Genomic DNA, 26,065 nt, shown 5'->3' with positions numbered 1-26,065 from the left:
CTCTATTCAGTCAAACTGGCTCTCTGAGGGCCTTAGTTAGCTCCACTTGCATCCTCAATCCAGTTTTCTCAGAGTTCCATTTGAGCTTTTAGCCGAAACATAACAAAAACCCGGCACTCACGCCGGGCTCAAGTCATTTCTCTATTTAAGCTAGATTCTTCGGGAGTACCCCGTCAGGGCTGATCAACGAAACAGAGAATTGGTCTGAGAAGACGGAGTTTGCCATTTTGTTAACTCCAGTTTCTGTGACTGCATCAATTTGTTCGACTATCTCATCGAGTGAGCGGTGCCTTCCGAGCAGCAGTTCGTTCTTGCCATTGCGGCTCATGCGGCTGTTTGTGCTTTCAAGGCTCAGCATCAGGCTTCCCTTCATCTGCTCCTTGCTGTTTTTCAGCTCTCTCTCAGTGATGCCGTCCCTTTTTAATGTAGCAAGCGTTTCCTGGATTGTTTCATACAGTACATCCAGCTGCTTGGCACCGGTGCCGCCGTATATCGTGACCATCCCGGTATCCTGGAATGATGAGTGATAAGAAAAGACTGAATACGCCAGCCCTCTTTGTTCCCTTACATCCTGGAACAGGCGGCTGCTCATGCTTCCGCCGAGGATATTGTTCAGAAGGATCAGGCTGTACATATCTTTATGCCCGACCGGAAGGCCTTCATAGCCTAAGCAAAGATGTGCCTGTTCAGTCTCTTTTTTCCGGGAAACACGGTTTGAATGGAAGACAGGCTTATCCTCATTTCTTTCCTGCTTTCCGGCTTCATAAGAACCGAAAAGCTTCTCCACTTCCTGAATGAAAGAATCTGAGATGTTTCCGGCAATGGAGATGACGACATTTTCCGGTGTATAGGTTTCATGCATATATTCCCTGAGTGTATCCCCTTTAAAAGTCTCGAGCGTTTCCTCAGTCCCGAGGATCGGGTAGCCAAGCGGATGGCTCTCATATATGGCTTTTCCGAGAAGGTCATGGACGATATCATCAGGCGTATCTTCATACATCTTGATTTCCTCGAGCACAACATTTTTCTCTTTATTCAATTCTTCGCCATCGAAGGTGGAATTGAAGAACATATCTGCCAGTACATCCAGTGCAAATTTTGAATGTGTATCAAGGACCTTCGCATAATAGCATGTGTATTCCTTTGATGTAAAAGCATTGACCTGGCCGCCAATGCTGTCAAAGGATTCTGCTATCTCCCTGGCTGTCCTTGTTTTTGTTCCTTTAAAGAACATATGCTCCAGAAAATGAGAAACTCCATTATTGCCGGGATGCTCATTTCTTGAACCGGTTCCGATCCAGACGCCGATTGCCACTGAACGGACTGTCGGTATATTTTCCAAAACTACTCTTACACCATTTTGGCATGTATATTTCTTAATCAAAGCAACTCCTCCTGTTCTCTATCCTGGTGCATTTATCGCGGTTTAGTTAGTATATCTCATTATTGTTATTTTTTCCAAAATCCTGTTTTTCTTTCAATGTTTTGTCCATAATCCGCTCTTCGCTCAATAATCTTGAAACTGAGGCAATTTCGAGGTCTTTCTCTTTAATTTGCGTAATCAGCCTGTCGAGTGATTTAGCTGTGGAATCTGTTGGATGCATCAGAATGATGGCGCCATTATGTATTTTGGGGACCACCCTATTCAGCAGCTCTTCAGGGGAAGGCTTGCGCCAGTCCACCGTATCAAGGCTCCACATGACTGTCTTCAGTTTCTTTTCAGCGGCAATTTGGACCGTTTCATCACGGTAGCTTCCGCTCGGCGGAGCAAACCAGGTAACTTCCTGCCCGGTTGTTGCTTTAATGACCTGATTGGTCTTTTCAATTTCTTCCCTGATGCGTGCCGAGGATAAGGTTTTCATATCCGGATGGGTGAAGGAATGATTCCCGGCCTCATGGCCTGCTTCTGTAATCATCTTGGCAAGATCAGGATTTTGCTGGACCCATCTTCCTTCAAGGAAAAAAGTCGCTGTTACCTTATGTTTCTTCAAGGTGGCAAGCATGCCGGACAAATACTCATTCCCCCAGGCAACATTTATAATGAATGAGACCATCGGTTTGTCGGGATTCCCTTTATAAACAGGTGCAGGAGGCAAATCACCCAGCTTCTTTTCCGGCTCGATCTGCTTTAGCACCAATTTATCAGGATCGAATTTCCTATCGCTCTTCATTTTTTTATATGATGCCAATGTGTCAACCTTTACCCCATTGTAGCCGGGTATTGCCTTCCAGACCGGGTCGATCTTCGCATCCTGTGGAGCTATGTAGTATTTTGGGGATTCCTCCTCGATTCTTTGAATCAAAGGATCTGACACTGCAGTTACAGCGGGATTATCCATCTTTAATTGGGATACATAGTGATCTGTAAAAGGGTTATTGACCAGTATCAGCGAAACGGCACCGATGATCAGCATACCAGCTAGTCTTTTCATTTATTCAGCCCTCCTTCACTAATTTTTATGTGAATGGTGGACAGGGTAGAACAGCGGCTGGAAATATCCTGCTGCCTGCACGGTTCAGGTGATTCTTTATGTATAGAAAAAGCCAGGGATCTCCCTGGCTTCAAAATAGCTGCCGCCAAAGCCAGCAGGAAGCTGCATTTTCGTCTGCGTTCCTCGGCATACCGGCTAAGCCTTCATTTTATGCTAAATCGGCTGGATATTAATCCTGTGCCTTCTCCTGCTTTTCACGCTGTTCCTTAAGGACCGCTTTGCGGGAAAGGTTGACTCTGCCCTGCCTGTCGATTTCTGTGACTTTTACAAGCAGTTCGTCTCCTAGAGACAGGACATCTTCCACTTTGCCTACACGCTCTTCGGCAAGCTCGGAAATATGCACAAGTCCGTCTTTTCCGTTGAAGATCTCAACGAATGCTCCGAACTTTTCAATTCTTTTGACCTTGCCAAGGTACATCTGGCCGACTTCAACTTCACGGACGATGTCTTCGATGATCTTTTTAGCTTTGTCGTTCATTTCCTGGTCTATAGAAGAAATGAAGACTGTTCCATCCTGCTCGATATCGATTTTAACGCCGGTTTCTTCGATGATCTTATTGATCTGCTTCCCGCTTGGCCCGATAACATCACGGATCTTGTCCGGATTGATCGTCATCGTAAGGATTTTTGGCGCGTACCTGGAAAGCTCCTTCTTCGGCTCAGCAATTGTCGCAAGCATAGAATCAAGGATCTGCATCCGGCCTTTCTTGGCCTGCTGGAGTGCTTCTTCAAGGATTTCGCGGGAAAGTCCTTCAATCTTGATATCCATCTGCAGAGCTGTTACACCTTTGGATGTACCTGCTACCTTAAAGTCCATGTCCCCAAGATGGTCTTCCATCCCCTGGATGTCAGTAAGGATTGAGTAATGCTCTCCTGACTTAATAAGACCCATCGCAATACCTGCAACTGGAGCTTTAATCGGAACACCGGCATCCATCATCGCAAGTGTGCTCGCACAGATGCTGGCCTGGGAAGTGGAGCCGTTTGATTCAAGAACCTCTGATACAAGGCGGACGGTGTAAGGGAAATCCTTTTCATTCGGGATAACTGGTTCTAGAGCGCGCTCACCAAGAGCTCCATGCCCGATTTCACGGCGTCCTGGACCTCTCATCGGTCCGGTTTCCCCTACGCTGAAGTTAGGGAAATTATAGTGGTGCATAAAGCGTTTCTCTTCTTCAATGCCAAGGCCGTCAAGGATCTGGACATCGCCGAGTGCGCCAAGTGTACAAATGCTCAGAGCCTGGGTCTGGCCCCTTGTAAACAGCCCTGAACCGTGTGTACGCGGAAGGAGGCCAATCTCAGAAGACAGAGGGCGGATTACATCAAGTCCGCGGCCGTCCGGGCGAACTTTGTCTTCAGTGATCAATCTGCGGACTTCGGCTTTGACAAGCTTGTCCAGCACCTTTTTCACCTGTTTGATGGTATCTTCGTCTGCTTCCTGCTCTTCGTATTGTGCCAGCACAGCATCTTTCACTGTTTTAATGGCAGCTTCACGGGCATGCTTTTCCTGCACCTGGATGGCTGAGACCATATCTTTTTCAGCAGTTTCACGAACACGGGATTCGATGTCTGCATCTATTTCGTATAATTTAATTTCTGTTTTTTCTTTTCCGACTTCAGAAACAATCTGCTCCTGGAAGGAAATAAGGCGCTTGATTTCGTTATGGCCGAACATGATGGCTTCAAGCATCGTTTCTTCAGGCACTTCATCTGCACCTGCCTCAACCATGTTGATGGCATCCTTTGTCCCGGCTACAACAAGATGCATATCGCTCTCGTTCTGCTGGTCCACTGTCGGGTTGATGACAAATTCATTGTTGATTCTTCCTACTGTCACCCCGGCAATCGGGCCTCCAAAAGGAATATCAGAAACGCTCAGTGCCAAAGATGAGCCAAACATAGCGGCCATTTCGGATGAGCAGTCCTGGTCAACGCTCATTACCATGCTTACAACCTGTACTTCATTTCGGAAACCGTCAGCAAACAGCGGGCGGATCGGCCTGTCGATCAGGCGGCTGGCAAGAATGGCCTTTTCACTTGGGCGGCCTTCACGTTTAATGAAGCCTCCAGGTATTTTCCCTACTGCATACAGACGCTCTTCGTAATTGACTGTCAGCGGGAAAAAGTCAAGGTTTTTCGGCTCTTTTGATGCTGTTGCTGTACTGAGGACTGCTGTATCTCCATAACGGATCAGCGCTGCTCCATTGGCCTGCTTTGCAAGCTGCCCGATTTCCACTGTTAGCGTACGTCCGGCCCAGTCCAAGGAATAAATCTTCTTATCTTGTCCCATTGCTTTATAAACCCCTCTCTGCGTGTAAACTTTTTAGAGGTTTAGCGAATTATTGTATTAGCCTAAACCATCGTAAAATTCTTTTATAAATCAAAAAAAGACATAGTTGTATTTAGTATGCACAATTTCTATGTAAAAAATCAATCTATGTATACAGAAAGCCTGCTTTTTTATAAGCCGGCTTTCTGTAATTATCACTTAAAGACGATAAAAAAGCGGGAAAAAAATCCCGCTTTCAATACTATCGGCGTAAACCAAGCTTAGTGATTAACTCACGGTAACGAGTAACATCCTTGTTACGAAGGTAAGTCAATAGGTTACGGCGTCTACCTACCATCTTAAGAAGACCGCGGCGTGAATGGTGGTCTTTCTTGTGAGTGCGTAAGTGATCGTTTAAGTTGTTGATTGATTCTGTAAGGACAGCGATTTGAACTTCTGGAGATCCAGTATCGTTCTCATGAGTCTTGTACTCATTGATCAGTTCATTTTTACGTTCTTGAGTGATTGCCATCCTGTTCACCTCCTAATGTTTATCCCCTGTCACTGAGCAAGCGTCGGTGACTCGACTTGCCAAGCAAAGGTTCTTATTTTTGGTACGTTTATAAGAATACAGCTTTTCAGGACAAAAATCAAGTTAAACCTTCATTATTTTCAAAGTAGCCGACAGCTGCGTCTTTATCCCTCGAAATTTGGGCAACCAGTTCATCCACGCCGGAGAACTTCCTCTCTGAACGCAAGTAGCGGTGCCATTCGATCTCAACTTCAGAGCCGTAAATTTCCCTGCTGAAATCAAAAAGGTGGACCTCTATTGAAGGCCGGTCAGCAGCAGGCTTATTGAATGTCGGTTTATAGCCGACATTGCAGACGCCTTCTACCCAGCTCCCATCAACGCACATCCTTACGGCATACACTCCTGTCGGCGGATAGATATAGCTGGTTCCGATGTCGATATTGGCGGTTGGGAAGCCGATCGTCCTGCCCCGCTTATCCCCATGGATGACAGTGCCGCGTGTTGTATAATATCTGCCCAGCAGCCCCGGAAGTTCCTCTGTCTGGCCTTCCCTGATCTTTTGGCGGATGATGGTTGAGCTGATTTTTTCTGTGCCGTCTGTAAGCTTGTCGACCACCGTGTATGTAAATTCTTCCCTTGAATGAAACGGAAGGGTCTCCATTGTGCCTTTGCCCATCCTGCCATAGCTGTAGTCGAAACCAGCCACTACATGCCTGGCGTTGAGGCCGATCAGGTATTGGTCTGTAAACTCCTGCGGCAGCAGGCTGGCAAAGCTGCTGCTGAATTCGACGACAAATAAATAATCTGCGCCAAGCTTTTCTATCTCTTTGATTTTATCTTCAAGAGGCGTTATATATTCTATATGCTGTACGCTTTTCCCCAGTACGACAGAAGGGTGGGGATCAAAGGTCATGACTGCGCTTTTCAGCCCTTTTTGCCCTGCCGCTTTTTTCGCTTCAAGAATGACTTTCTGATGTCCGAGATGGACCCCGTCAAAATAACCCAGGGCCATGGACAGCCCGGGAAAATCCGTTCTGGCAAATTGATGGGGATGTTTAATAGCAATGACTTCCATTGATGATACTCACCTTTTTCTATTGCTGGATACTATGCTTCGTTTCTAAGCACTTTGGACGGCTTCATAAGGCCGGGCTTTGCCGGATGGTGAAGATAGATGGCCAGGGCAGTCCCGCCCTCTGTCTGGACGACAATCGGGCCTGTTTCTTTCTCCAGGAAATCCGGTATATTCAGAAGTGCTCCATTTTTTACTTTCTCTGCAACTGTATCACTAATCGTGTATTTCGGCAAATGAGAAATCCCCTCTTCGAGCGGCCTGATTTTTGCAGCAAGCTCCCCGCTTTCCTGAAGAGCTTCAATCTCTTCGAATGTCAGGCACTCCCCTTTCTCAAAAGAGGCCGAGCGGATTCTTTCAAGATCAGACATATGGGCAGGATAACCCAGGGCTTCCCCGATCATTACAGCAAGCGTACGGATGTAAGTCCCTTTGCTGCATTCTACCCGGAAGCGGAAAGACGGATTGGGCCCTTCGAATTCCTGCCCCCCGCTCAGCAGCTCAATTGAGTAGATGCTGACCTTTCGTGTCGGCCTCTCAACCTGAATTCCTTTTCTAGCGTATTCATAAAGCCTTTTGCCATTCACCTTTACAGCCGAGTACATTGGCGGCGTCTGTGTGATTTCACCCTTCAGACTCTCCAGGACATCGATGATTTGTGTTCTTGCAACTCTACCGGCAACAGGTTTTTCTTCAATCTTTTCACCAGATGCGTCTTCTGTTGATGTGGAAAAGCCGAGGGTGACTTCACCCTCATAAGCCTTCCCGGCATCGGTGATGTATTCCGCGACTTTAGTGGCCCTGCCAATGCAGATGGGAAGGACTCCGGTCACGTCCGGATCAAGTGTGCCGGTGTGGCCGATCCTTTTCATCCTCAGGATTTTGCGAAGCTTGAACACACAATCATGGGATGTCATCCCTTTAGGTTTAAATAACGGTATGATTCCTTCCATTTCCATACCCCTCCATTACTATATGTACGCTGGCTGCCCGGCCTTCTTTATTGCAGGGCAGCCAAAAAAAGGATAGACCAGAGTCTATCCTTTCCGGAAGCTTATTCTTTATCCTGTTCTTCTTTAGATTGGCCTTCTTCCTGAATTTTATGAAGAAGTGTATCAATGCGATTTCCATAATCGATTGATTCATCAAACTCAAAGATGATTTCAGGTGTTTTGCGAAGCCGGATGCGCTGTCCAATTTCTGAACGGATGAACCCTTTTGCTTTGGCAAGTCCCTTAAGCGTGTTTTCCCTTTGCTCTTCATCGCCAAGAACCGAGATATACACGGTTGCCTGCTGCAGGTCACCGGTAACAGCAACATCAGTTACAGTCACAAAGCCAATGCGCGGATCCTTGATCTTTCGTCCAATGATCTCGCCAAGCTCCTTCTTCATTTGTTCTCCAACTCTATTTGCTCTATGGCTCATATGATCACCTCTTGTTAAAGCCACTCTATATCTGTGATTGTCCGTTCTATTTCCGGAAACGAATCAATTAGCTTGAGAGCGTTCTGCAGCTCCGCTTCTGCGGAGACACGGGCAGAGGCAACTGCCGCAACGGCAATTTTGGTCCTCTGCCACGTATCCTGGAAATCAACTTCGGCAACAGACAGATTATGCCTCTGCCTGAGCCGCATGATGATCCGCTGCAGAACAGCTCTTTTTTCTTTTAAAGAATGTGCATCATAAATAATGCATTCGCAGGCTGCTAGGCCAACTACCATTAACGTTCCACTTCTTCCATGATATATGCTTCGACTACGTCGCCTTCTTTTACATCATTGAAGTTTTTGATGGTAATTCCGCACTCATAGCCCTGGCTGACTTCTTTCGCATCATCCTTAAAGCGTTTGAGGGCATCGATTTCGCCTTCAAAAATGACCACTCCGTCACGGATGAGGCGGATGCCGCTGTCGCGTGTGATTTTCCCATCTGTAACATAGGAGCCGGCAATCGTTCCGACTTTAGATACCTTAAAGGTTTGGCGGATTTCAGCCTGGCCGATGACTTTCTCTTCAAATTCCGGATCAAGCATGCCTTTCATGGCTGATTCGATCTCGTCGATCACTTTGTAGATGATCCTGTGCAGGCGAACATCCACTTCCTCAGTATCTGCTGCACGCTTCGCATTATTATCAGGCCTTACGTTAAAGCCGATGACAATGGCATTTGAAGCAGCGGCAAGGGTGATGTCTGATTCATTGATCGCACCGACTGCTGTATGAATGATCCTTACATTGACTCCTTCAACATCTATCTTATTCAAAGCAGCTGCGAGCGCCTCGGCGGAACCTTGTACATCCGCTTTAATAATGATGTTTAGATCTTTCATTTCCCCTTGTTTCATATGTTCAAACAAGTTATCAAGGCTGACTCGCGTCTTTTCGCTTCTCTGAGCCTGGATCGCCTGCTGTGAACGTACTTCCCCGACCTGGCGGGCTGTTTTCTCATCGTTGAACACGACAAAACGGTCGCCTGCAAGCGGCACATCATTCAGTCCGGTGATTTCAACCGGTGTGGATGGACCTGCTTCTTTGACGCGGCGGCCAAGATCATTGACCATTGCACGCACACGTCCAAACGTTGTGCCGACTACGATCGGATCGCCGACCTTCAGTGTTCCATTCTGGACAAGAAGGGTGGCAACTGAACCCCTGCCTTTGTCAAGCTGTGCTTCAATGACCGTTCCGACTGCATTGCGGTCAGGATTGGCCTTGTATTCTTCAACCTCGCTCACAAGAAGGATCATCTCAAGCAAGGAGTCGATTCCATCTCCAGTCAGGGCTGAAAGCGGAACAAAGATCGTTTCTCCGCCCCATGCTTCAGGCACAAGCCCGTGCTCTGTCAATTCCTGCATCACGCGGTCAGGATTGGCAGCAGGCTTATCCATTTTATTGACGGCAACGATGATTGGCACCTCGGCTGCCTTTGCATGGTTGATTGCTTCTACAGTCTGAGGCATAACCCCGTCGTCAGCTGCAACAACCAGGATTGTAATATCCGTGATCTTAGCTCCACGGGCACGCATAGTTGTAAACGCTGCGTGTCCAGGTGTATCAAGGAAGGTAATCTTCTTGCCGTTTTCTTCTACCTGATAGGCACCGATATGCTGGGTAATCCCGCCAGCCTCGCCTGCAGTCACCTTTGTATTCCTGATGCTGTCAAGAAGAGTCGTTTTACCATGGTCAACGTGTCCCATGATCGTTACAACAGATGGCCTTTCAATCAGTTCAGCACTTTCATCTTCTGTGAAATAAACCTCAAGGTCCGATGTATCGATGAGGATTTCTTCCTCAACTTCCACGCCGTATTCACCGGCAATCAGCTCGATGGCATCTTTATCAAGGTCCTGGTTGATTGTAGCCATTACTCCAAGCATAAAGAGCTTTTTGATGATTTCTGAAGGTTCGCGGTGCAGCTTTTTACCGAGCTCCGCTACTGTCAATGAATCACTGAAGGTGATTTTAGCCGGAAGCTCTTTTTCTTTGCGGGGCTGAGGAGCATGGTTAGTATGCTGCTTCCCTTTATTCTGGTTATTGCGGTTGTTGCGGTTTTTATTATTATTATTATTATTATTATTGTTGTTTCGATTGTTGTTATTGTTGCGATTGTTATTATTGCGGTTGTTATTATTGCTATTATTGTTATTGCCGCCGAAGGACTTAGCCTGACTGCCTCCGCCTGAACGGTTTGCCGGTGCAGAAGACCTCGCTTTGTCGCGGCTGCCGCTGTTGCTGTTGCTGTTCTGCTCGCCAGAAGCTTTTGGCCTTGGCTGGCTGTTCTGCTGCGGCTTTTGATTTCCGGCTGACTGATTAGGTCTGGCTGGTTTGCTGTCCGCCTTCTTGGCAAAAATCTCATCCAGTTTTTTAACAGCATCATTTTCAATCGTTGTCATATGGTTTGAAACTTCCACGTTCATGTCTTTCAATTTTGTAATAACGTCTTTGCTTGAAATATTGAATTTCTTTGCATATTCATAGACGCGCATTTTACTCATATTTTCACCCCCGGTAGAATTAATCGAGCAGCGTCAACAGTTTTTTTGCAAACCCGCTGTCAAGGACAGCCACAACTACACGTGCTTCTTTTCCGATCGCTTGACCAAGAAGGTGACGATTTTCCACTATTTTATATGGAACGTTATAGGATTTACATTTGTCTGTCACTTTTTTTGCTGTATTCGCAGATGCATCTGCTGACAGCAGCACGAGCTTCGCTTTGCCGCCTCTGATTTCTTTGACGGAAAGCTCTTCACCCGATATGATCCTGCGTGCTCGATTGGCCAAGCCAAGCAATGACATCCATTGATTTGAGTTCATCAGGATAGTCGTTTCTCCTTCTCTATGAGCTCTAAAAGCTCTTCGTATATAGAATCATCCACTGCTGCATCGAGATGATTTGAGAGTATATTTTTCTTTTGTGCTGATAAGACTGCTTCTTTATCTCTGGAAAGATAAGCTCCCCGGCCTGACTTTTTCCCGGTCAGATCCAAAGAGACCTCACCTTCCTTAGAGCGAACGATGCGAACCAGTTCTTTTTTCGGCTTCATTTCACCGGTAGCGACACATTTACGCATTGGAACCTTTTTATTCTTGTTCACGATCATTCACCCTTTCTTACTCCCTGTCTTCATCTGCATCATAGTCAGATTCGAAATCAGCATCTTCTTCAGAAGTGTAATCTGAATCAGAGTCATAATCCGCATCATCAGCGTAATCTTCTTCATCAAAAGAAAGAAGTGACTCTTCACGCGGGAAAATGCCTGATTCACGGGCTTCAGTCTCAGATTTAATGTCGATTTTCCAGCCGGTCAGCTTGGCAGCAAGGCGCGCATTCTGCCCGCGCTTCCCGATTGCAAGCGAAAGCTGGTAATCCGGCACGATAACCGTGGTTGCCTTATCTTCTTCATTCACAATTACATCCAGCACTTTGGAAGGGCTCAATGCATTTGCCACAAAAACAACCGGATCCGGCGACCATTTGACAATGTCGATCTTCTCGCCTTTCAGCTCATTGACGACTGCCTGTACACGAGTCCCTTTTGGACCTACACAGGATCCTACCGGGTCGACTTCGCTGTTGTCAGCATGAACTGAGATCTTGGAGCGGTCTCCCGCTTCCCTTGAAACCGATTTGATTTCTACGGTGCCGTCATAAATTTCAGGCACTTCAATTTCAAACAGGCGCTTCAATAAGCCGGGATGTGTCCGGGAAACAAAAATCTGCGGCCCTTTAGTCGTTTTTTCGACTTTTGTGATAAAGACCTTGATCCTGTCATGAGGCTTGTATTGCTCATTAGGCATCTGCTCATTGGCCGGAAGAATGGCTTCGATCTTGCCGAGGCTGACATAAATGAATTTAGGGTCCTGCCTTTGGACAATCCCGGTCATGATGTCTTCTTCGCGGTCGATGAATTCCGAATAGATGATCCCGCGCTCTGCCTCGCGGACACGCTGTGTCACAACCTGCTTGGCAGTCTGTGCAGCTATGCGGCCAAAGTCCTTCGGAGTGACCTCCAATTCAACCACATCTTCAACCTGATAATTCGGGTTGATGGCCTTTGCTTCGTCAAGGCTGATTTCCAGGCGCGGGTCAAAGACCTGCTCTACTACTTCCTTGCGGGCAAAAACCCTCATTGTTCCGCTTCCAAGGTTCAAGTCGATGCGGACATTTTGCGCCTGGTTAAAGTTGCGGCGGTAGGCTGAAATCAAGGCTGCTTCAATTGCCTCAATAATGATATCCCGAGAAATTCCTTTTTCTTTTTCCAGCAACGTCAGAGCATCCAGCAATTCACTGCTCATGAGATTGTATCCCCCTTTAATCTCCTAAATCTCGTTTCTTCCTTATGAGAAAGTAACTGCCAAACGGGCATTGGCCACTTTTTCGTATGGAATGGAAATTGTTTTTATTCTTGTTTTGACCCTGACTTCCACAGTCACTGTTTCACCATCAAATTGAGTGAGCTTACCTTCAAACGTTTTTTCGCCATCTATTGGTTCATACGTTTTAATGAGGACATTTTTTCCGATTGCACTTTTATAGTCCTTCTCTTTTTTCAGAGGGCGTTCAGCACCCGGTGATGAGACTTCCAGGAAATAGTTATAAGGAATAGGATCGAGTTCGTCGAGCTTTTCGCTGAGCCTTTCGCTGACAAGGCCGCATTCTTCAATGTCTACACCCTGCTCCTTATCAATAAATACGCGAAGGAACCACTCTTTTCCTTCTTTAACATATTCAATATCAACCAGCTCCAGATTAAGATCATCCACGATAGGGGTGACCAGCTCTTCGACGGTTTCAGTCACTTTGCTCATAATTTCCCTCCTTTGGTGTTAAGGCATCCTTAAACCCGTATGTAATATCCCGGGATGCTCAGGCCCATGCCTGCAAAAAGCCTGGCCCCGGCATTTAAAGAGACCCCCCTCTAAGGGGGGGCTCTCAGCCGGAACATGCTTCTTTTACAGAGCAGATGCCTGGAGAAGCGTTCAGAAATTAGCGTACACAACACGAAAGAGTGGGTTGCCCCACTCTTTTTCGAGAGTTATCCTTAGTATTTCCAATAAAACTATACCATAACCAAATTTTTTATGCAAATGGAACAGCGGTACTGGCAAGGGTTTGCCATGCCAGCGGATACTGCAGCCAAACTCCTGGTTTAGAATAATGACAGCTGGTTTTGATCTGGGAGAGACTCCAGGCAGCCGTGGTTATCCAGGTACTCAAGGATCGTTTTGGAGATCCTTCCTCTTTGCTGGAGATCTTCTTTAGAGAGGAACTCCCCTTCTCCCCTTGCCTTTACAATGTTAAGGGCTGCATTTGTGCCAAGCCCCGGTATTGCATTGAATGGCGGGATGAGAGAATCTCCGTCGATGATGAAATCAGTTGCATCCGAACGGTACAAGTCCACTTTGGAGAATTTATAGCCGCGTTCGTTCATTTCCAGAGCAAGCTCCATGACGGTAAGAAGGTTCTTTTCCTTTGGTGAAGCGTCAAGTCCTTTTGCGTTGATTTCCTCGATCTTCGCCCTGATGGCCTGAGATCCGCGGACCATTGCTTCTACATCAAAGTCTTCAGCCCTGACCGTAAAGTAGGCAGCATAATATAGAAGGGCGTGATGCACTTTGAAATACGCAATCCGGACAGCCATCAAAACATAAGCGGCGGCGTGTGCTTTCGGGAACATGTATTTTATCTTTTTGCAGGAATCAATATACCATTCAGGCACTTCATTTCTGCGCATTTCTTCTTCCATTTCATCAGAGAGCCCTTTCCCTTTACGGACTGACTCCATGATTTTGAAGGCGAAGGCAGGCTCAAGGCCCTGATAGATCAAATACACCATAATGTCATCACGGCAGCCGATAACCTCACTCAGGGTACAGATGCTGTTATGGATCAGCTCCTGTGCATTGCCGAGCCATACATCCGTCCCGTGCGACAGGCCTGAGATCTGTACAAGCTCAGAGAAGGTGGTCGGCTTCGTATCCTCAAGCATCTGGCGGACAAAGCGCGTCCCGAATTCCGGTATGCCAAGCGTCCCTGTTTTACACATGATCTGATCTTGAGTGACGCCCAATGATTCAGTTCCGGAGAAAATCTTCATGACTTCAGGATCATCAGTCGGTATCGTCTTCGGATCAATTCCGCTCAGATCCTGGAGCATCCTGATGACAGTCGGGTCATCATGGCCGAGTATATCGAGCTTCAGGAGATTGTCATGGATCGAATGGAAGTCAAAATGGGTCGTCTTCCATTCTGATGTTCTGTCATCAGCCGGAAACTGGATCGGCGAGAAATCGAAGATATCCATATAATCAGGAACAACGATGATGCCCCCAGGGTGCTGGCCGGTCGTCCTTTTAACGCCTGTGCAGCCTGATGCAAGGCGGTCAATCTCTGCACCGCGGATCTGCAGGTTGTTGTCCTGCTGATATGCCTTAACATAACCGTAAGCCGTCTTATCTGCTACAGTGCCGATCGTTCCGGCACGGTAAACATTGTCTTCACCGAACAGCACCTTTGTGTAATTATGTGCCCTCGGCTGATATTCGCCTGAAAAGTTCAAGTCAATATCAGGGACTTTGTCCCCTTTGAATCCGAGGAACGTTTCAAACGGGATGTCATGGCCGTCTTTGCGGTATGGAATATCGCAAGTCGGGCAGTTTTTGTCAGGCAGATCAAAGCCCGATCCGACAGAGCCGTCGTTAAAGAACTCGGAATGCTTGCAGGCCGGGCAGACATAATGCGGCGGCAGCGGGTTTACTTCCGTAATCTCGGTCATGGTTGCGACAAAGGAAGAACCGACCGATCCCCGCGAACCAACGAGGTACCCATCATTCAGCGATTTTTTTACTAGCTTATGAGAGATCAGGTAAATGACGGCAAACCCGTGGCCAATGATGCTCTTAAGCTCTTTTTCAAGCCTGGCCTCGACGATTTCCGGCAGTTCATCCCCATAGATCCGCCTAGCCATGTCATAGCTCATATTGCGCATTTCTTCATCAGCACCTTCGATTTTCGGGGTGTACAGATCGTCCTTGATCGGTTTGATGCTGTCTATCATATCCGCAACTTTATTCGTGTTTTCGACAACAATTTCCTTTGCCTTTTCTTTGCCGAGGAAAGAGAAGGCGTCGAGCATTTCATTTGTTGTCCGGAAATGTACATCCGGGAGCTGATGGCGGTTCAGCGGATTGGCGCCGCCCTGTGAATTGATCAGGATTTTCCTGTATATTTTATCAACAGGATTCAGATAATGGACATTTCCGGTAGCAGCGACAGGGATGTCCAGTTTTTCACCAAGTTTTACGATATTCGAAATGATTTCTTCCAGTGCTTTTTCATCCCTGACCAGCTCCATTTCAATCAGGTGTGCATAGACAGCTTTGGGATGAACCTCAAGATAGTCGTAAAAGGAGGCCAAGTCTTCAGCTTCTTCCGGCCCCTTCTGCATCATAGCTTCAAAAACCTCGCCGCGGTCGCAGCCCGAACCGACAAGGATGCCATCCCTGTACTTTTCAAGTAATGAACGGGGAACCCTCGGAACCCGGTAAAAATAGTTCATATGTGAAATGGACACAAGCTTGAACAGATTCTTAAGGCCGGCTTCTGTCTGGGCCAGCAGCGTGCAATGGGATGGACGTGCCCTTTGGTAGGCATTGCCCTTGCCCATATTGTCATTAAGCTGATTATGGTATTCAATGCCTTTTTGCATAACCTCTTTGAGCATCTTGATCAATAGATAGCCTGTGGCTTCTGCATCATAAATGGCTCTGTGATGCTGTGTAAGCTCAACATCGAATTTCTTAGCCAGTGTGTTGAGGCGGTGGTTCTTCATCTCCGGAAGCAGGAACCTTGCAAGCTCCAGCGTGTCGATGACAGGGTTGGCGGCTTTGCCGACACCATATCTTTTATATCCTGTATTCAGAAAGCCCATATCAAATGATGCGTTATGGGCAACCAGGATATCGTTCTGGGACCACTCTTTAAACCTGCGGAGCACCTCTTCAACCTCTGGGGCATTTCTGACATCGTCATCAGTGATGCCTGTTAAATTTATCGTTGTCGCTGACAGAGGATGATGCGGGTTGGCAAATGATTCGAATCTGTCGATGATTTCGCCGTCGTGTATTTTGACAGCTGCAAGCTCGATGATTGTATCATAAACAGCGGAAAGCCCTGTTGTTTCCACGTCAAAGACGATATACGTACCTTCTGCCAGGTGGATCGGGGCAGAATTATAGGCAATCGGAACGCCGTCATCAATCAGATTGATTTCGACTCCATAAAGGATTTTAATATCATTTTTCTTTCCTGCACCAAATGCCTCCGGGAAAGACTGTGCCACGGCATGGTCTGTAATGGCAATCGCCTTATGGCCCCATTTCTTGGCCTGTGATACCAGCGCACTTACCGATGAAACTGCGTCCATCTGGCTCATAGGGGTATGGAGGTGAAGCTCGACCCGTTTCTCGTCTTCAGGTGCAGTGTCTTTTCTTAGGACCGGCTTAATCTCATTAATGTCGTTTCCGATCATGACCAGGTCGCGCACAAATGTATCATTTTGGATGCTTCCGCGGACCTTCACCCACATGCCTTTTTGGACATGCTGGAACAGAGCTGCATCCTCTTTGTCGCGCGAAAACATTTTGACCATGATGGAGCTTGTGTAGTCTGTGACCTTAAAGGTCAGCAGAGTCCTGCCGCTTCGGAGCTCCTTCGTTTCAGCTGCAAAAATAAAGCCTTCAACCGCAACTCTGCGCTCTTCATCGACAATTTCCTCAAGACGCCTGAAGTCTGCATCGTCCTTGATGGTAAGGCCGATAGACAGCGGTCCCTGCAGTTCGCCTGAGCCTGAATCGCCCTCGGCTTCTTTTTTCTGCATATCGATCATTGCCTGGCGGCCCCGTTCCTGGTCTTCCTGCTGTTTTGCCTTCAGGAACTGCTCATACTCAGCATTGGATGAGGAATCGGCATTTATTTCTGTATCGATAGTCAGCATAGGGAAACCAAACGTCTGGAAGACATTCGCTATCATGCCGGCATACTTCCGCTTGATCGCCAGTCCTTCCATTTCATTGCGGACGTTCAATATGACCTTCGTCCCCTGCACCTTTGGCGTCTGTTCATTCAGAAGCTTGATCAGCGGAGGCGATATCCCCTCGATTTCCTGGATGCAGCTTTTCCAGTAATCCAGGAGCAGTTCTTCTGTGAAGTTCTGGTCTGCCACTTCTATAGTGAAAGAAGTGTTGGCTATATGTGAAAATGTTTTTTCCAGCTGGACAGAAAACCGGCTGAAGACACTGCATGGCAATATGCTGTCAAACAGGAAGTAGAAATGCCATTTCTTTGCCTGCTTTTCTATTACTACTTTGTCTATTTGCGCATTCTCAAAATGCTTTACAAAGGCATCTTCTGTGAGTTGAAGCTGCTGGAGCAAGAGGTGGAATCGCTCTTTTTTGCCTGTGGCATCGCTCATCGTTCTCTCTCCTATCCTTAAAATCTATTTTATATATGTGATTGTTTTTTTGGTTAGAAACATTAGTCATTATACCATAAAGAGTGGGTGTGTTTTGAAAAAGAAATAGTGTGAAAATGAAGTTGGTTCTGATTTGGCATGCCTACTTTTTAAAATGTTATACAAGAGCCATGATGTTTAACACCTGGAGTAATCTGGTTGTGATTTGCAGAAAAATTGTCTGCTGTAGATGAGCCTGTTGATTTCCGTTGCAGGCACTTCGCTTTCCCCGGGGCGACGCTGAGCTCCTCAGAGCAAGCTCTTGCGGGGTCTCAGCCTTGCCGCTATTTCCCGCAGGATGTTGAATAACCTTTCATGTAGATTCATCGCACGAGAAAAATGAGGATTCTTCGTGCCTACCACTCCACTCAACAGGCTTATAAACTTTCTGGGGTTTTTTAAAAGGCTCTTTTCGCACAGGTTTTGCTATCTTGTCATCCTTTTAAGATATGATAAAATACCTCTTCAGTAGGCGTTTTGTTCCCGCCGTTTCATAAAAGAGCTTGCCTTTCCGGACCTGATTGAAGGAATCATTGACAGGTTGAAAAATAAGCGGAGAAATTCCCCCTCATTTCAAAAAAGCTCTAAAAACAGCTCAAATAGACGGAGAATTTCCGTCTATCGACTCAAAAAACAGGGAAATGAGCAACTTCGCTCCGTTTAACCGGAAATTCTCCCCTTATTTACACCCACCCGTGCCATATTCAGCAGTCTAACCGGAAATTTTCCGCTTATTTAAAGGCTTGCTGGCTACTCAAATTAGGATACAATACCACAAAATGTAAATCTCAGATGAATATCATTAAAATCAACAATCCTTACGAAAAAAAACTTAAACTAAAATACCAACATTAAAGTCTTCCCACAAATTAAAACGGACCCCGCAGCGGGATCCGTTTTTAGTTTAAATTACTTTTGTGCAGTAAGGATGGAAGCAATATGCTCCAACAGCTGGTCTTTATGGATTTCTTCCATTTCGCCTGTGCTTCTTACTTTTACTTCGACAATGCCTTCGGAGGCTTTTTTGCCGGCTGTTACTCGGATTGGCAGTCCGATGAGGTCGGCGTCGGCAAATTTTACGCCGGCTCTTTCCGGTCTTTCGTCAAAGAGGACTTCGTAGCCTTTGCTGCGGAGTTCTTTGTAAAGCTCTTCTCCGAGGCTGGCCTGCGCTTCGTCCTTCATGTTGACGGCAATGACATGGACCTTGAATGGCGCGAGGTCTGCCGGCCATGTGAAGCCTTTGTCATCATTGTACTGTTCTGCTATTGCAGCAAGGATACGGGATACACCGATGCCGTAGCAGCCCATGATCATCGGCTGTGTACGGCCGTTTTCGTCAAGGTAAACGGCGTTCATTGCTTCACTGTAGCGGGTGCCAAGTTTAAAGACATGGCCGACTTCAATGCCTTTTGCAAAAAGGATTTTTCCGTTTCCATCCGGAGAGAGGTCGCCTTCCTGGATAAAGCGGAGATCGGCAAATTGAGAGACTTCAAAATCGCGTCCGGCGTTCACATTGATATAATGGAATCCTTCTTCATTCGCACCGCATATGCCGTTCACTACTGCTTCTACAGCATGGTCTGCAACAATTTCAACATCCTTAGCGCCGATTGGGCCCAGTGATCCGACAGAACAGCCAAGGATGCTGCGTGTTTCTTCTGGAGAAGCCAATTCAGCCGTTGCAGCTGAGAAGAGGTTCTTCAGTTTAATGTCGTTTACCTCGTGATCACCGCGGACAAGAACCAGTACATGTTTGTCATCAACCTTGAAAAGAAGAGATTTGATGCATTCCTCACTTGACACATTCAGGAATGAAGACACTTCTTCGATCGATTTTTGATTTTCCGTCTGGACCTTTTCCAATTCCTTTGGAGCGGCATCACTTTTCGCATATGCGTTGATGACTGGCGCCATTTCAACATTTGCAGCATAATCCGAAGAATCGGAATAAGCAATCGTATCTTCACCGATATCGGAAAGCACCATGAATTCATGGGTATCTTTTCCGCCCATCGCGCCTGAATCAGCAATAACTGCCCTGAAGTTCAGACCGCAGCGCGTGAAGATATTGGAGTATGCTGTAAAGAGCCTGCTGTATACTTCATCAAGGCTTTCCTGTGAAGAATGGAAAGAGTACGCATCTTTCATGATGAATTCGCGTCCGCGCAGAATTCCGAAACGCGGCCTCTGTTCATCCCTGAATTTTGTCTGGATCTGATACAGCGTCAATGGCAGTCTTTTGTATGATTTTACTTCGTCACGAACCAGGCTGGTGATTACTTCTTCATGGGTTGCACCCAAAGCGAACTCCCGGTCATTACGATCCTTTAATCTCATTAGCTCTGGCCCGTATGTATACCATCTTCCTGATTCCTGCCACAGCTCAGCCTGCTGGAGCGCCGGCATCAACAGTTCACTTGCCCCTGCATCATCCATCTCTTCCCGGACAATGGCTTCAATTTTCTGCAGCACTTTGCGCGCCATTGGCAGATAGCTGTACACACCCGCTGCGTTCTGGCGGATGAATCCTGCCCTGAGGAGAAGCTGATGGCTTCTGACCTCGGCATCTGCCGGTACTTCTCTTAAAGTTGGTATAAGTGTCATGCTTTGCTTCATTATCAGCACCTCTTCGTTTCAAAATTAATTCTTAATCAGGGTAAGGCTTGTCCCGTTTCCCGGGTATCCGGAGAAAAAACTGGGCTATCGCCGGTTCTGGAGATAGCCGCAGATGTTTCATTTTATTCTATTGCAGGAAGAAACGCTGGATATCATTCCATGTGACAACAAGCATCAGCAGCATAAGGAGGGCAAATCCGATAAAATGGACCATCCCTTCTTTGTTGCGGTCGATCGGCTTGCCCCGCAATGCTTCAACTGCAAAGAACATGAGCCTTCCGCCATCAAGCGCCGGAATCGGCAATAGATTCATGATTCCTAGGTTGATGCTCAGTATCCCTGCCCATTTCATCAGATAATAGATGCCTGATTTAGCCACTGTATCTGTTGAAACATAGATGCCGACAGGGCCTGATAAAGCATCAATGGAGAACTGGCCTGTGACTAGCTTTCCAAGCATGACGAAAATCTCTTTCGTCCATGTGTATGTTTCCTCTGCGCCATAAGCGATGGCTTTCAGAGGAGATTTCTCCATCGGGCTGTATACGCCGATTATGCCAATGGTTTCTTTGCCTTTTTCCCCTTCAACTTCCCTTGCCTCAGGGGTTACAGGTATTTCAAGCTCTTCTCCATCGCGGCTAAGGATGAAATCCAGCTCTTTACCCGGACTCTGCTGGATGATTTCCACCACATCGTTCCAGCTTGAGATTTCAGCGCCATTGATGCTCTGGACCTGATCTCCTTCAAGGAGGCCTGAGTCCTTGGCAGCTCCATCAGGCGTCAGTCGCCCAAGCTCAGGTTCGTTTGTCGGCATTCCCTGAAGAAGGCCGATCAGTACAAAGACGACAAATGCAAGGATGAAGTTCATCATCGGTCCGGCAAATATGGCCATAGTCCTCTGCCCGAGCGTCTTGGAAGCAAACTGCCTGTCATACGGGGCGATGAGTGTTTCCACACCATCCTCAACAAGGAGAGCATCCTTGTTGATCGGATATGATACAAGCCTTTCTTCCTCTTCACCCTCGGCATAGCCGCGGATGACAAGATCATGCTCGATGTCGGCATATTCCACTTCAATCGGCCTTGCATCCGGATATTTATCTTTATTGTTAAGAATGATTTTGCTGACCCGTTCGTCTTCATCCAAAATCAAACCAACACGATAGCCCGGTTTGATTTCCACCATTTCAGGATCTTCCCCTGCCATCCTGACAAATCCCCCGATCGGAAGCAGACGGATGGTGTAGACAGTCTCTCCTTTTTTATGGGAGAACACCTTCGGGCCGAAACCTATTGCAAACTCACGGCAAAGAATGCCGGCCCTTTTGGCGAATACAAAATGCCCCAACTCATGGAAAAAAACAAGGGCTCCAAAAATGATAATAAAGGCTATCACAGTATCCAAAAATATAACCACCTTTTTTTAGAGGTTGTTCAGTAAGAAAAGCGAAAGGGCGTCCGCATTGTGCGGCAGTCTGCCTGGCTCGCATCCAGCGGGCTTCAAGGGCTGGCCTAAAGGTTTGCACTTTGCTGTTATGGCCATTTCGGTTATGCCCTGGGGCAGATGGTGCCTGGAGCCGGAAAACCGGCAATTTTCAAGCGCAAAAACCCTCTTTGGATCTCCTCTTTCCTGTACTGAACACCAGCTTATAGAAGCGAGTTTACCAGCTGCCTTGTCTGACGATCAACTTCCTGGATTTCCTCGAGTCCCGGGTTATCTGAAACAGCATGCTTTTCCATAGCCTTTTCGACTAGATCCTCTATCTGGAGGAAAGTGATTTTCCCTTTCAGGAAAGCTGCAACCGCCGCTTCGTTAGCTGCGTTCAGGACGGCAGGAAGTGTGCCTCCCCGCCTGCCGGCATCAAATGCGAATTGAAGGCAGCGGAATCGGCTGTAGTCCATCTCCTGGAAATGAAGCTGTCCGATTTCTGCCAGGTTAAGCTTCTTGCCTGTCCTGTGGGGAAGACGGTCCGGATATGTCAGGGCGTATTGTATGGGCACCCTCATATCCGGCGTCCCCAGCTGGGCGATGACAGAGCTGTCATGAAATTCCACCATAGAATGGATGATGCTTTCTTTATGGAGAAGGACTTCAATTTTTTCATAAGCCATGGAAAACAGCCAATGGGCCTCAATTACTTCGAGCCCTTTATTCATCATTGTTGCAGAATCAATGGTTATTTTTGCTCCCATGGACCAGTTTGGGTGGTTCAAGGCCTGTTCAACAGTCACATTTTTGAGCTCTTCCCTTGTTTTATCCCGGAAGCTGCCCCCTGACGCTGTAAGGATGAGTTTATCGATATTCTTCTCTTTTTCCCCCTGAAGCGCCTGGAAGATAGCAGAGTGCTCACTGTCGACAGGAAGAAGCTCCACACCGTTTCTCCTGGCTGCATCCATAACGATATGGCCTGCAGTGACAAGGGTTTCCTTGTTGGCAATCGCAATCGTTTTTTTGGCTTCAATGGCCTGCAGGGTCGGCTGAAGGCCTACGCTGCCAAGGACCGCGTTAACGAGGACATCTGCTTTTGGATGTACGGCTGTTTCAATAAGCCCTTCCTGGCCATAGACAAACTTAATTCCCGGGAACTCGCCTGCTAGTGTGTCTGCATCATGCTTCTCTGCAGCCGCAACCAGCTCCGGCTTGAATTCCCCAATAATCTTCCTGCCAAGTTCAAGGTTCCTGCCGATGCTCATGCTGGCCAGGCTGAATTGCTCTGGATGCTCCCTTATCACATCAAGGGTCTGGGTGCCGATAGAACCGGTTGCCCCCATTAAACTAATATATTTCACTAATGTTCAACTCCTATTGTTTCAACAAGCTAGACTCTCTCCCGGCTAGTTAAGCAGCTGAAAGAAATGCAGAAGCGGCCAGACAAATAGAAGGCTGTCAAACCTGTCCAGGATGCCGCCGTGCCCAGGAAGGATTGTCCCGGAATCTTTCACTTCATAATGCCTCTTTAGCGCTGATTCTGCCAGGTCTCCTATTTGGCCGAAGATAGACAGAACTATCGTGATCAAAGTAAGCTGCAGCAGTGTTGCGTCTATATCAGTCAGCAGGACGAACAGAACTGCAACGACGACTGCACATACTACCCCGCCTATAAAGCCTTCCACTGTTTTATTCGGGCTGATCTCAGGCCAAAGCTTGTTTTTCCCCATGGCTTTCCCGATGAAATAAGCACCGGAATCTGTTGCCCATACAATGAATAAAGAGAAAAAAATAAATAAAATGCCTGCTTCACGTGTTTCAATAAAATAGTAGAAGCCAATCCCCACATATACCGATGCAAGAATTGAAAAGGCTGCATCATCAAAAGTGAACCTGTTCTTTGATGCTACAGTATAGGTCAGTAAAAGCAGGACAGCAAGCAGGCCGATTTCCGTTTTTGATCCGGCAGCAAACTGCAATGCCGGCCATTCTTTTGCACCATCAGGAAGCATCAGCCCCCACAGTAAGGCAAGTGCAATAATGCCCGGCACTGATAACATCTTAAGCCTGCGCATTTTCAATACTTCAAATAAAGCCGCGGCGGCAAGCACATAGGCAAGCAGCACAACCGGTGTCCCTCCGTATATGACAACAGGGATTAGTATAGCTCCAAATATGATCGCTGTTATGATTCTTTGCTTCATCTAGTTTTCAACACCTTTATTATACTCCTCCGAACCGCCTCTGCCGGTTTTGGAACACCTCAATGGCCTCGAGCAATTCTCCCTCAGTGAAGTCGGGCCATAATACATCTGTGAACCAGAACTCCGTATAAGCCAGCTGCCACAGCATGAAATTGCTCAGGCGGATTTCTCCGCTTGTCCGGATCAGAAGATCGGGATCTTCCAGCCCTTCAGTCATTAAGTAGGCTGAAAAAACTTCTTCATTTAATTCGCTTTCTTCCATTATGCCACTTTGGCAATCATTTAAGACCTGTTTGACGGCTTCGAGTATTTCTGCCCGGCTGCCGTAATTGAGAGCAAAATTCAGAATGAGGCCATCATTGTCCTTTGTTTCTTCCATAGCCTTTTCAATCGCTCTGAGTGTATGGCCCGGAAGCTTATCTTTATAGCCTATCATCTGGACACGGACATTTTCCTCAACCAGTTCAGGCAGGAAAGTCCCCAGGAATTCTTCCGGAAGCTTCATGAGATAATCCACTTCAAGCTTCGGACGTTTCCAGTTCTCAGTCGAAAAAGCGTAAAGGGTCAGAGTCTTGATTCCGAGCTCGTTGGCAAGTTTAGTCGTCCTCCTGACCACCTTCATCCCTTCATGGTGCCCCGCTATTCTCGGCAAGGCCCGCTTTTTGGCCCAGCGGCCATTCCCATCCATTATTATCGCTACATGAGAAGGTACTTTTTGTTCCCTTATTTTTATTATGCGCTCTCGGAGATCGGAAGAAGGTGCTTGGTTCTTCCATTTTTTAATTTTATTTAACATAAGACGGCTCCTTCAAAATGCGTTTCTCTTATCCTCCGAAAAAAGATCTTTCCCCAAAATGTACGATTTGCCTATTCCCAAAATCCGCACGTTCTTATCATACCAAAAATAAATAAAGATATCTCTATAAAAAAGAATATGTAAACATAATAAAAATAAGAATACAAGAAAGCAGCGCAATTATTGCAGGATGCCCTAATTGTGCTCCATATCGCCATATGAGCAAAAGAACCCCCTATATACATAGAGGGTTCTTGTATATTTAGCTGATATAACCCGGAAAAAGAATTAAACCTCAAGAATTTCTTTTTCTTTGTCTTTTGTGATGCTGTCGACCTTAGTGATATGCTCATCTGTCATCTTCTGGATGTCATCTGAATAGCCGCGAAGGTCATCTTCTGTGATCTCGCCGTTTTTCTCCAGCTTCTTCAGATCATCGTTGGCATCGCGGCGGATATTTCGGATTGCGACCTTTGCATCTTCTGATTCTTTTTTGACTACCTTCACAAGCTCTTTCCTGCGTTCCTCAGTCAGGGCAGGGATGGCAAGGCGGAGCAGATTCCCGTCATTAGTAGGATTCAGGCCAAGATCAGATTTGATGATCGCCTTTTCGATTTCTCCCAGAATGCTCTTATCATAAGGCTGGATGACGAGAAGGCGGGCCTCAGGCACGGAGATTCCGGCAAGCTGGTTGACCGGTGTAGGCGCCCCATAATAATCCACAGTGATCCTGTCAAGAAGCGAAGCGCTTGCCCGGCCTGCACGGATGCTTGCAAGCTCCCGTGAATACGCCTGGATTGCTTTTGTCATACGTTCCTTCGAGTTTGAAATAACTTGTTTTGGCATTATTTATTCCCCCTGACGATCGTTCCGATTTTTTCACCGCATACGGCACGCTTAATATTGCCGTTATCCATAATTGAGAATACAAGAAGCGGAATATTGTTGTCCATGCATAAAGAGGAAGCTGTAGAATCCATTACGGCAAGCCCCTCTTTCAGGACATCAAGATAAGACAATTCTTCATATTTAACCGCATTTACATCTAACCGAGGATCTGCGGAGTATACCCCATCTACATTATTTTTCGCCATTAAGATAACTTCAGCTTCGATTTCAGCAGCACGCAATGCTGCCGTAGTATCTGTTGAAAAATACGGGTTGCCAGTGCCGGCTGCGAAGATCACGACACGCTTCTTTTCCAGATGGCGGATTGCACGCCTGCGGATATAAGGCTCTGCAACCTGGCGCATTTCAATGGATGTCTGAACGCGTGATTCAACATCCAGCATTTCAAGGCTGTCCTGAAGGGCAAGGGAATTCATGACAGTTGCAAGCATGCCCATATAGTCTGCATTCGCCCTGTCCATCCCCATCTCTTCCCCGATCTTCCCGCGCCAGATGTTGCCGCCGCCTACGACGACCGCCACCTCGACTCCAAGATCGGAAACTTCCTTCACCTGCTGTGCGACCGACTTGATGACAGAAGGATTAATGCCGAAGCCCTGCTCTCCTGCTAAAGCTTCACCGCTTAATTTTAAGACAACTCGTTTGTATTTAGGGCTGCTCATAAGAACCTCCATATGTATTGGAATTACATGATTTCTTGAAAAAGAGGGAACACAATGTGTTCCCCGATT

The 26,065-nt window shown here is 46.9% G+C and carries 21 protein-coding genes; all 21 read right to left on the bottom strand.

The window, feature by feature from the left end; all coding sequences use genetic code 11:
• Positions 1-145 precede the first annotated feature (145 nt).
• The 21 genes from LCM00_RS15015 to pyrH all read right to left on the bottom strand — a co-directional run bounded on the left by LCM00_RS15015 (position 146) and on the right by pyrH (position 25,996).
• Positions 146-1,384, bottom strand: a complete 1,239-nt coding sequence (locus LCM00_RS15015) for a M16 family metallopeptidase (RefSeq protein WP_224903565.1) — start codon at positions 1,382-1,384, stop codon at positions 146-148.
• A gap of 46 nt (positions 1,385-1,430) precedes the next feature.
• Entirely contained in the window at positions 1,431-2,432 is a 1,002-nt protein-coding gene (locus LCM00_RS15010) for a polysaccharide deacetylase family protein (RefSeq protein ID WP_224903563.1), read from the bottom strand.
• A gap of 229 nt (positions 2,433-2,661) precedes the next feature.
• Complete coding sequence (gene pnp, locus LCM00_RS15005) at positions 2,662-4,782, bottom strand: polyribonucleotide nucleotidyltransferase (protein ID WP_224903561.1); 2,121 nt, start codon at positions 4,780-4,782, stop codon at positions 2,662-2,664.
• A 241-nt stretch (positions 4,783-5,023) separates the two neighbouring features.
• Positions 5,024-5,293, bottom strand: coding sequence for a 30S ribosomal protein S15 (gene rpsO, locus LCM00_RS15000; protein ID WP_009795996.1), 270 nt, complete (start codon positions 5,291-5,293; stop codon positions 5,024-5,026).
• 118 nt (positions 5,294-5,411) lie between these two features.
• Complete coding sequence (gene ribF, locus LCM00_RS14995; RefSeq protein ID WP_224903559.1) at positions 5,412-6,368, bottom strand: bifunctional riboflavin kinase/FAD synthetase; 957 nt, start codon at positions 6,366-6,368, stop codon at positions 5,412-5,414.
• 32 nt (positions 6,369-6,400) lie between these two features.
• Positions 6,401-7,318, bottom strand: a complete 918-nt coding sequence (truB, locus tag LCM00_RS14990; protein ID WP_224903556.1) for a tRNA pseudouridine(55) synthase TruB — start codon at positions 7,316-7,318, stop codon at positions 6,401-6,403.
• 101 nt (positions 7,319-7,419) lie between these two features.
• Positions 7,420-7,791, bottom strand: a complete 372-nt coding sequence (gene rbfA / locus LCM00_RS14985; protein WP_224903554.1) for a 30S ribosome-binding factor RbfA — start codon at positions 7,789-7,791, stop codon at positions 7,420-7,422.
• Positions 7,792-7,805: 14 nt separating this feature from the next.
• Complete coding sequence (locus LCM00_RS14980) at positions 7,806-8,087, bottom strand: DUF503 domain-containing protein (RefSeq protein ID WP_224903552.1); 282 nt, start codon at positions 8,085-8,087, stop codon at positions 7,806-7,808.
• Entirely contained in the window at positions 8,087-10,360 is a 2,274-nt protein-coding gene (gene infB / locus LCM00_RS14975) for a translation initiation factor IF-2 (RefSeq protein WP_224903550.1), read from the bottom strand. Before infB ends, LCM00_RS14980 begins: the two co-directional genes overlap by 1 nt.
• A 19-nt stretch (positions 10,361-10,379) precedes the next feature.
• Entirely contained in the window at positions 10,380-10,682 is a 303-nt protein-coding gene (locus LCM00_RS14970) for a YlxQ family RNA-binding protein (protein WP_224903548.1), read from the bottom strand.
• Positions 10,682-10,963 carry an RNase P modulator RnpM gene (gene rnpM / locus LCM00_RS14965; protein WP_035403514.1) on the bottom strand — a complete coding sequence of 94 codons (282 nt, stop codon included), beginning with the start codon at positions 10,961-10,963 and terminating at the stop codon, positions 10,682-10,684. Before rnpM ends, LCM00_RS14970 begins: the two co-directional genes overlap by 1 nt.
• Positions 10,964-10,979: 16 nt before the next feature.
• A complete protein-coding gene (nusA, locus tag LCM00_RS14960; protein WP_224903545.1) occupies positions 10,980-12,164 on the bottom strand; it encodes a transcription termination factor NusA in 1,185 nt (394 codons plus the stop codon).
• A gap of 42 nt (positions 12,165-12,206) precedes the next feature.
• Positions 12,207-12,680, bottom strand: coding sequence for a ribosome maturation factor RimP (gene rimP / locus LCM00_RS14955; protein WP_224903618.1), 474 nt, complete (start codon positions 12,678-12,680; stop codon positions 12,207-12,209).
• Between the two features lie 338 nt (positions 12,681-13,018).
• A complete protein-coding gene (locus LCM00_RS14950; protein ID WP_224903542.1) occupies positions 13,019-17,341 on the bottom strand; it encodes a PolC-type DNA polymerase III in 4,323 nt (1,440 codons plus the stop codon).
• Between the two features lie 948 nt (positions 17,342-18,289).
• The gene (locus LCM00_RS14945) at positions 18,290-19,996 is read right to left on the bottom strand and encodes a proline--tRNA ligase (protein ID WP_224903540.1); all 1,707 of its coding nucleotides are present in this window, start codon (positions 19,994-19,996) and stop codon (positions 18,290-18,292) included.
• Positions 19,997-20,123: 127 nt separating this feature from the next.
• Entirely contained in the window at positions 20,124-21,401 is a 1,278-nt protein-coding gene (gene rseP, locus LCM00_RS14940; RefSeq protein WP_224903537.1) for an RIP metalloprotease RseP, read from the bottom strand.
• A gap of 242 nt (positions 21,402-21,643) precedes the next feature.
• Entirely contained in the window at positions 21,644-22,786 is a 1,143-nt protein-coding gene (locus LCM00_RS14935) for a 1-deoxy-D-xylulose-5-phosphate reductoisomerase (RefSeq protein ID WP_224903535.1), read from the bottom strand.
• A gap of 45 nt (positions 22,787-22,831) precedes the next feature.
• Positions 22,832-23,629, bottom strand: coding sequence for a phosphatidate cytidylyltransferase (locus LCM00_RS14930; RefSeq protein ID WP_224903533.1), 798 nt, complete (start codon positions 23,627-23,629; stop codon positions 22,832-22,834).
• Positions 23,630-23,648: 19 nt separating this feature from the next.
• Positions 23,649-24,425, bottom strand: a complete 777-nt coding sequence (locus LCM00_RS14925) for an isoprenyl transferase (protein ID WP_224903532.1) — start codon at positions 24,423-24,425, stop codon at positions 23,649-23,651.
• Between the two features lie 288 nt (positions 24,426-24,713).
• Positions 24,714-25,271 (bottom strand): ribosome recycling factor, encoded by a 558-nt coding sequence (gene frr, locus LCM00_RS14920; RefSeq protein WP_009795869.1) that lies wholly within the window; start codon positions 25,269-25,271, stop codon positions 24,714-24,716.
• Entirely contained in the window at positions 25,271-25,996 is a 726-nt protein-coding gene (gene pyrH, locus LCM00_RS14915) for a UMP kinase (RefSeq protein ID WP_224903531.1), read from the bottom strand. Before pyrH ends, frr begins: the two co-directional genes overlap by 1 nt.
• Between the last annotated feature and the right edge of the window lie 69 nt (positions 25,997-26,065).

This window comes from Bacillus infantis, from assembly GCF_020171945.1.
Classification (GTDB): domain Bacteria; phylum Bacillota; class Bacilli; order Bacillales; family Cytobacillaceae; genus Bacillus_AB; species Bacillus_AB infantis_A.
The sequence above is the reverse complement of the archived record's forward strand: the minus strand, read 5'-3'. Positions and strand labels throughout refer to the sequence as shown.

What these genes read in the sequence shown, in the direction of transcription:
- LCM00_RS15010 (WP_224903563.1), bottom strand. Translation starts at nt 2,432, where the DNA reads ATGAAAAGACTAGCTGGTATGCTGATCATCGGTGCCGTTTCGCTGATA.
- pnp (WP_224903561.1), bottom strand. Translation starts at nt 4,782, where the DNA reads ATGGGACAAGATAAGAAGATTTATTCCTTGGACTGGGCCGGACGTACG.
- rpsO (WP_009795996.1), bottom strand. Translation starts at nt 5,293, where the DNA reads ATGGCAATCACTCAAGAACGTAAAAATGAACTGATCAATGAGTACAAG.
- ribF (WP_224903559.1), bottom strand. Translation starts at nt 6,368, where the DNA reads ATGGAAGTCATTGCTATTAAACATCCCCATCAATTTGCCAGAACGGAT.
- truB (WP_224903556.1), bottom strand. Translation starts at nt 7,318, where the DNA reads ATGGAAGGAATCATACCGTTATTTAAACCTAAAGGGATGACATCCCAT.
- rbfA (WP_224903554.1), bottom strand. Translation starts at nt 7,791, where the DNA reads ATGAGCCATAGAGCAAATAGAGTTGGAGAACAAATGAAGAAGGAGCTT.
- LCM00_RS14980 (WP_224903552.1), bottom strand. Translation starts at nt 8,087, where the DNA reads ATGGTAGTTGGCCTAGCAGCCTGCGAATGCATTATTTATGATGCACAT.
- infB (WP_224903550.1), bottom strand. Translation starts at nt 10,360, where the DNA reads ATGAGTAAAATGCGCGTCTATGAATATGCAAAGAAATTCAATATTTCA.
- LCM00_RS14970 (WP_224903548.1), bottom strand. Translation starts at nt 10,682, where the DNA reads ATGAACTCAAATCAATGGATGTCATTGCTTGGCTTGGCCAATCGAGCA.
- nusA (WP_224903545.1), bottom strand. Translation starts at nt 12,164, where the DNA reads ATGAGCAGTGAATTGCTGGATGCTCTGACGTTGCTGGAAAAAGAAAAA.
- LCM00_RS14950 (WP_224903542.1), bottom strand. Translation starts at nt 17,341, where the DNA reads ATGAGCGATGCCACAGGCAAAAAAGAGCGATTCCACCTCTTGCTCCAG.
- LCM00_RS14945 (WP_224903540.1), bottom strand. Translation starts at nt 19,996, where the DNA reads ATGAAGCAAAGCATGACACTTATACCAACTTTAAGAGAAGTACCGGCA.
- LCM00_RS14930 (WP_224903533.1), bottom strand. Translation starts at nt 23,629, where the DNA reads ATGAAGCAAAGAATCATAACAGCGATCATATTTGGAGCTATACTAATC.
- LCM00_RS14925 (WP_224903532.1), bottom strand. Translation starts at nt 24,425, where the DNA reads ATGTTAAATAAAATTAAAAAATGGAAGAACCAAGCACCTTCTTCCGAT.
- frr (WP_009795869.1), bottom strand. Translation starts at nt 25,271, where the DNA reads ATGCCAAAACAAGTTATTTCAAACTCGAAGGAACGTATGACAAAAGCA.
- pyrH (WP_224903531.1), bottom strand. Translation starts at nt 25,996, where the DNA reads ATGAGCAGCCCTAAATACAAACGAGTTGTCTTAAAATTAAGCGGTGAA.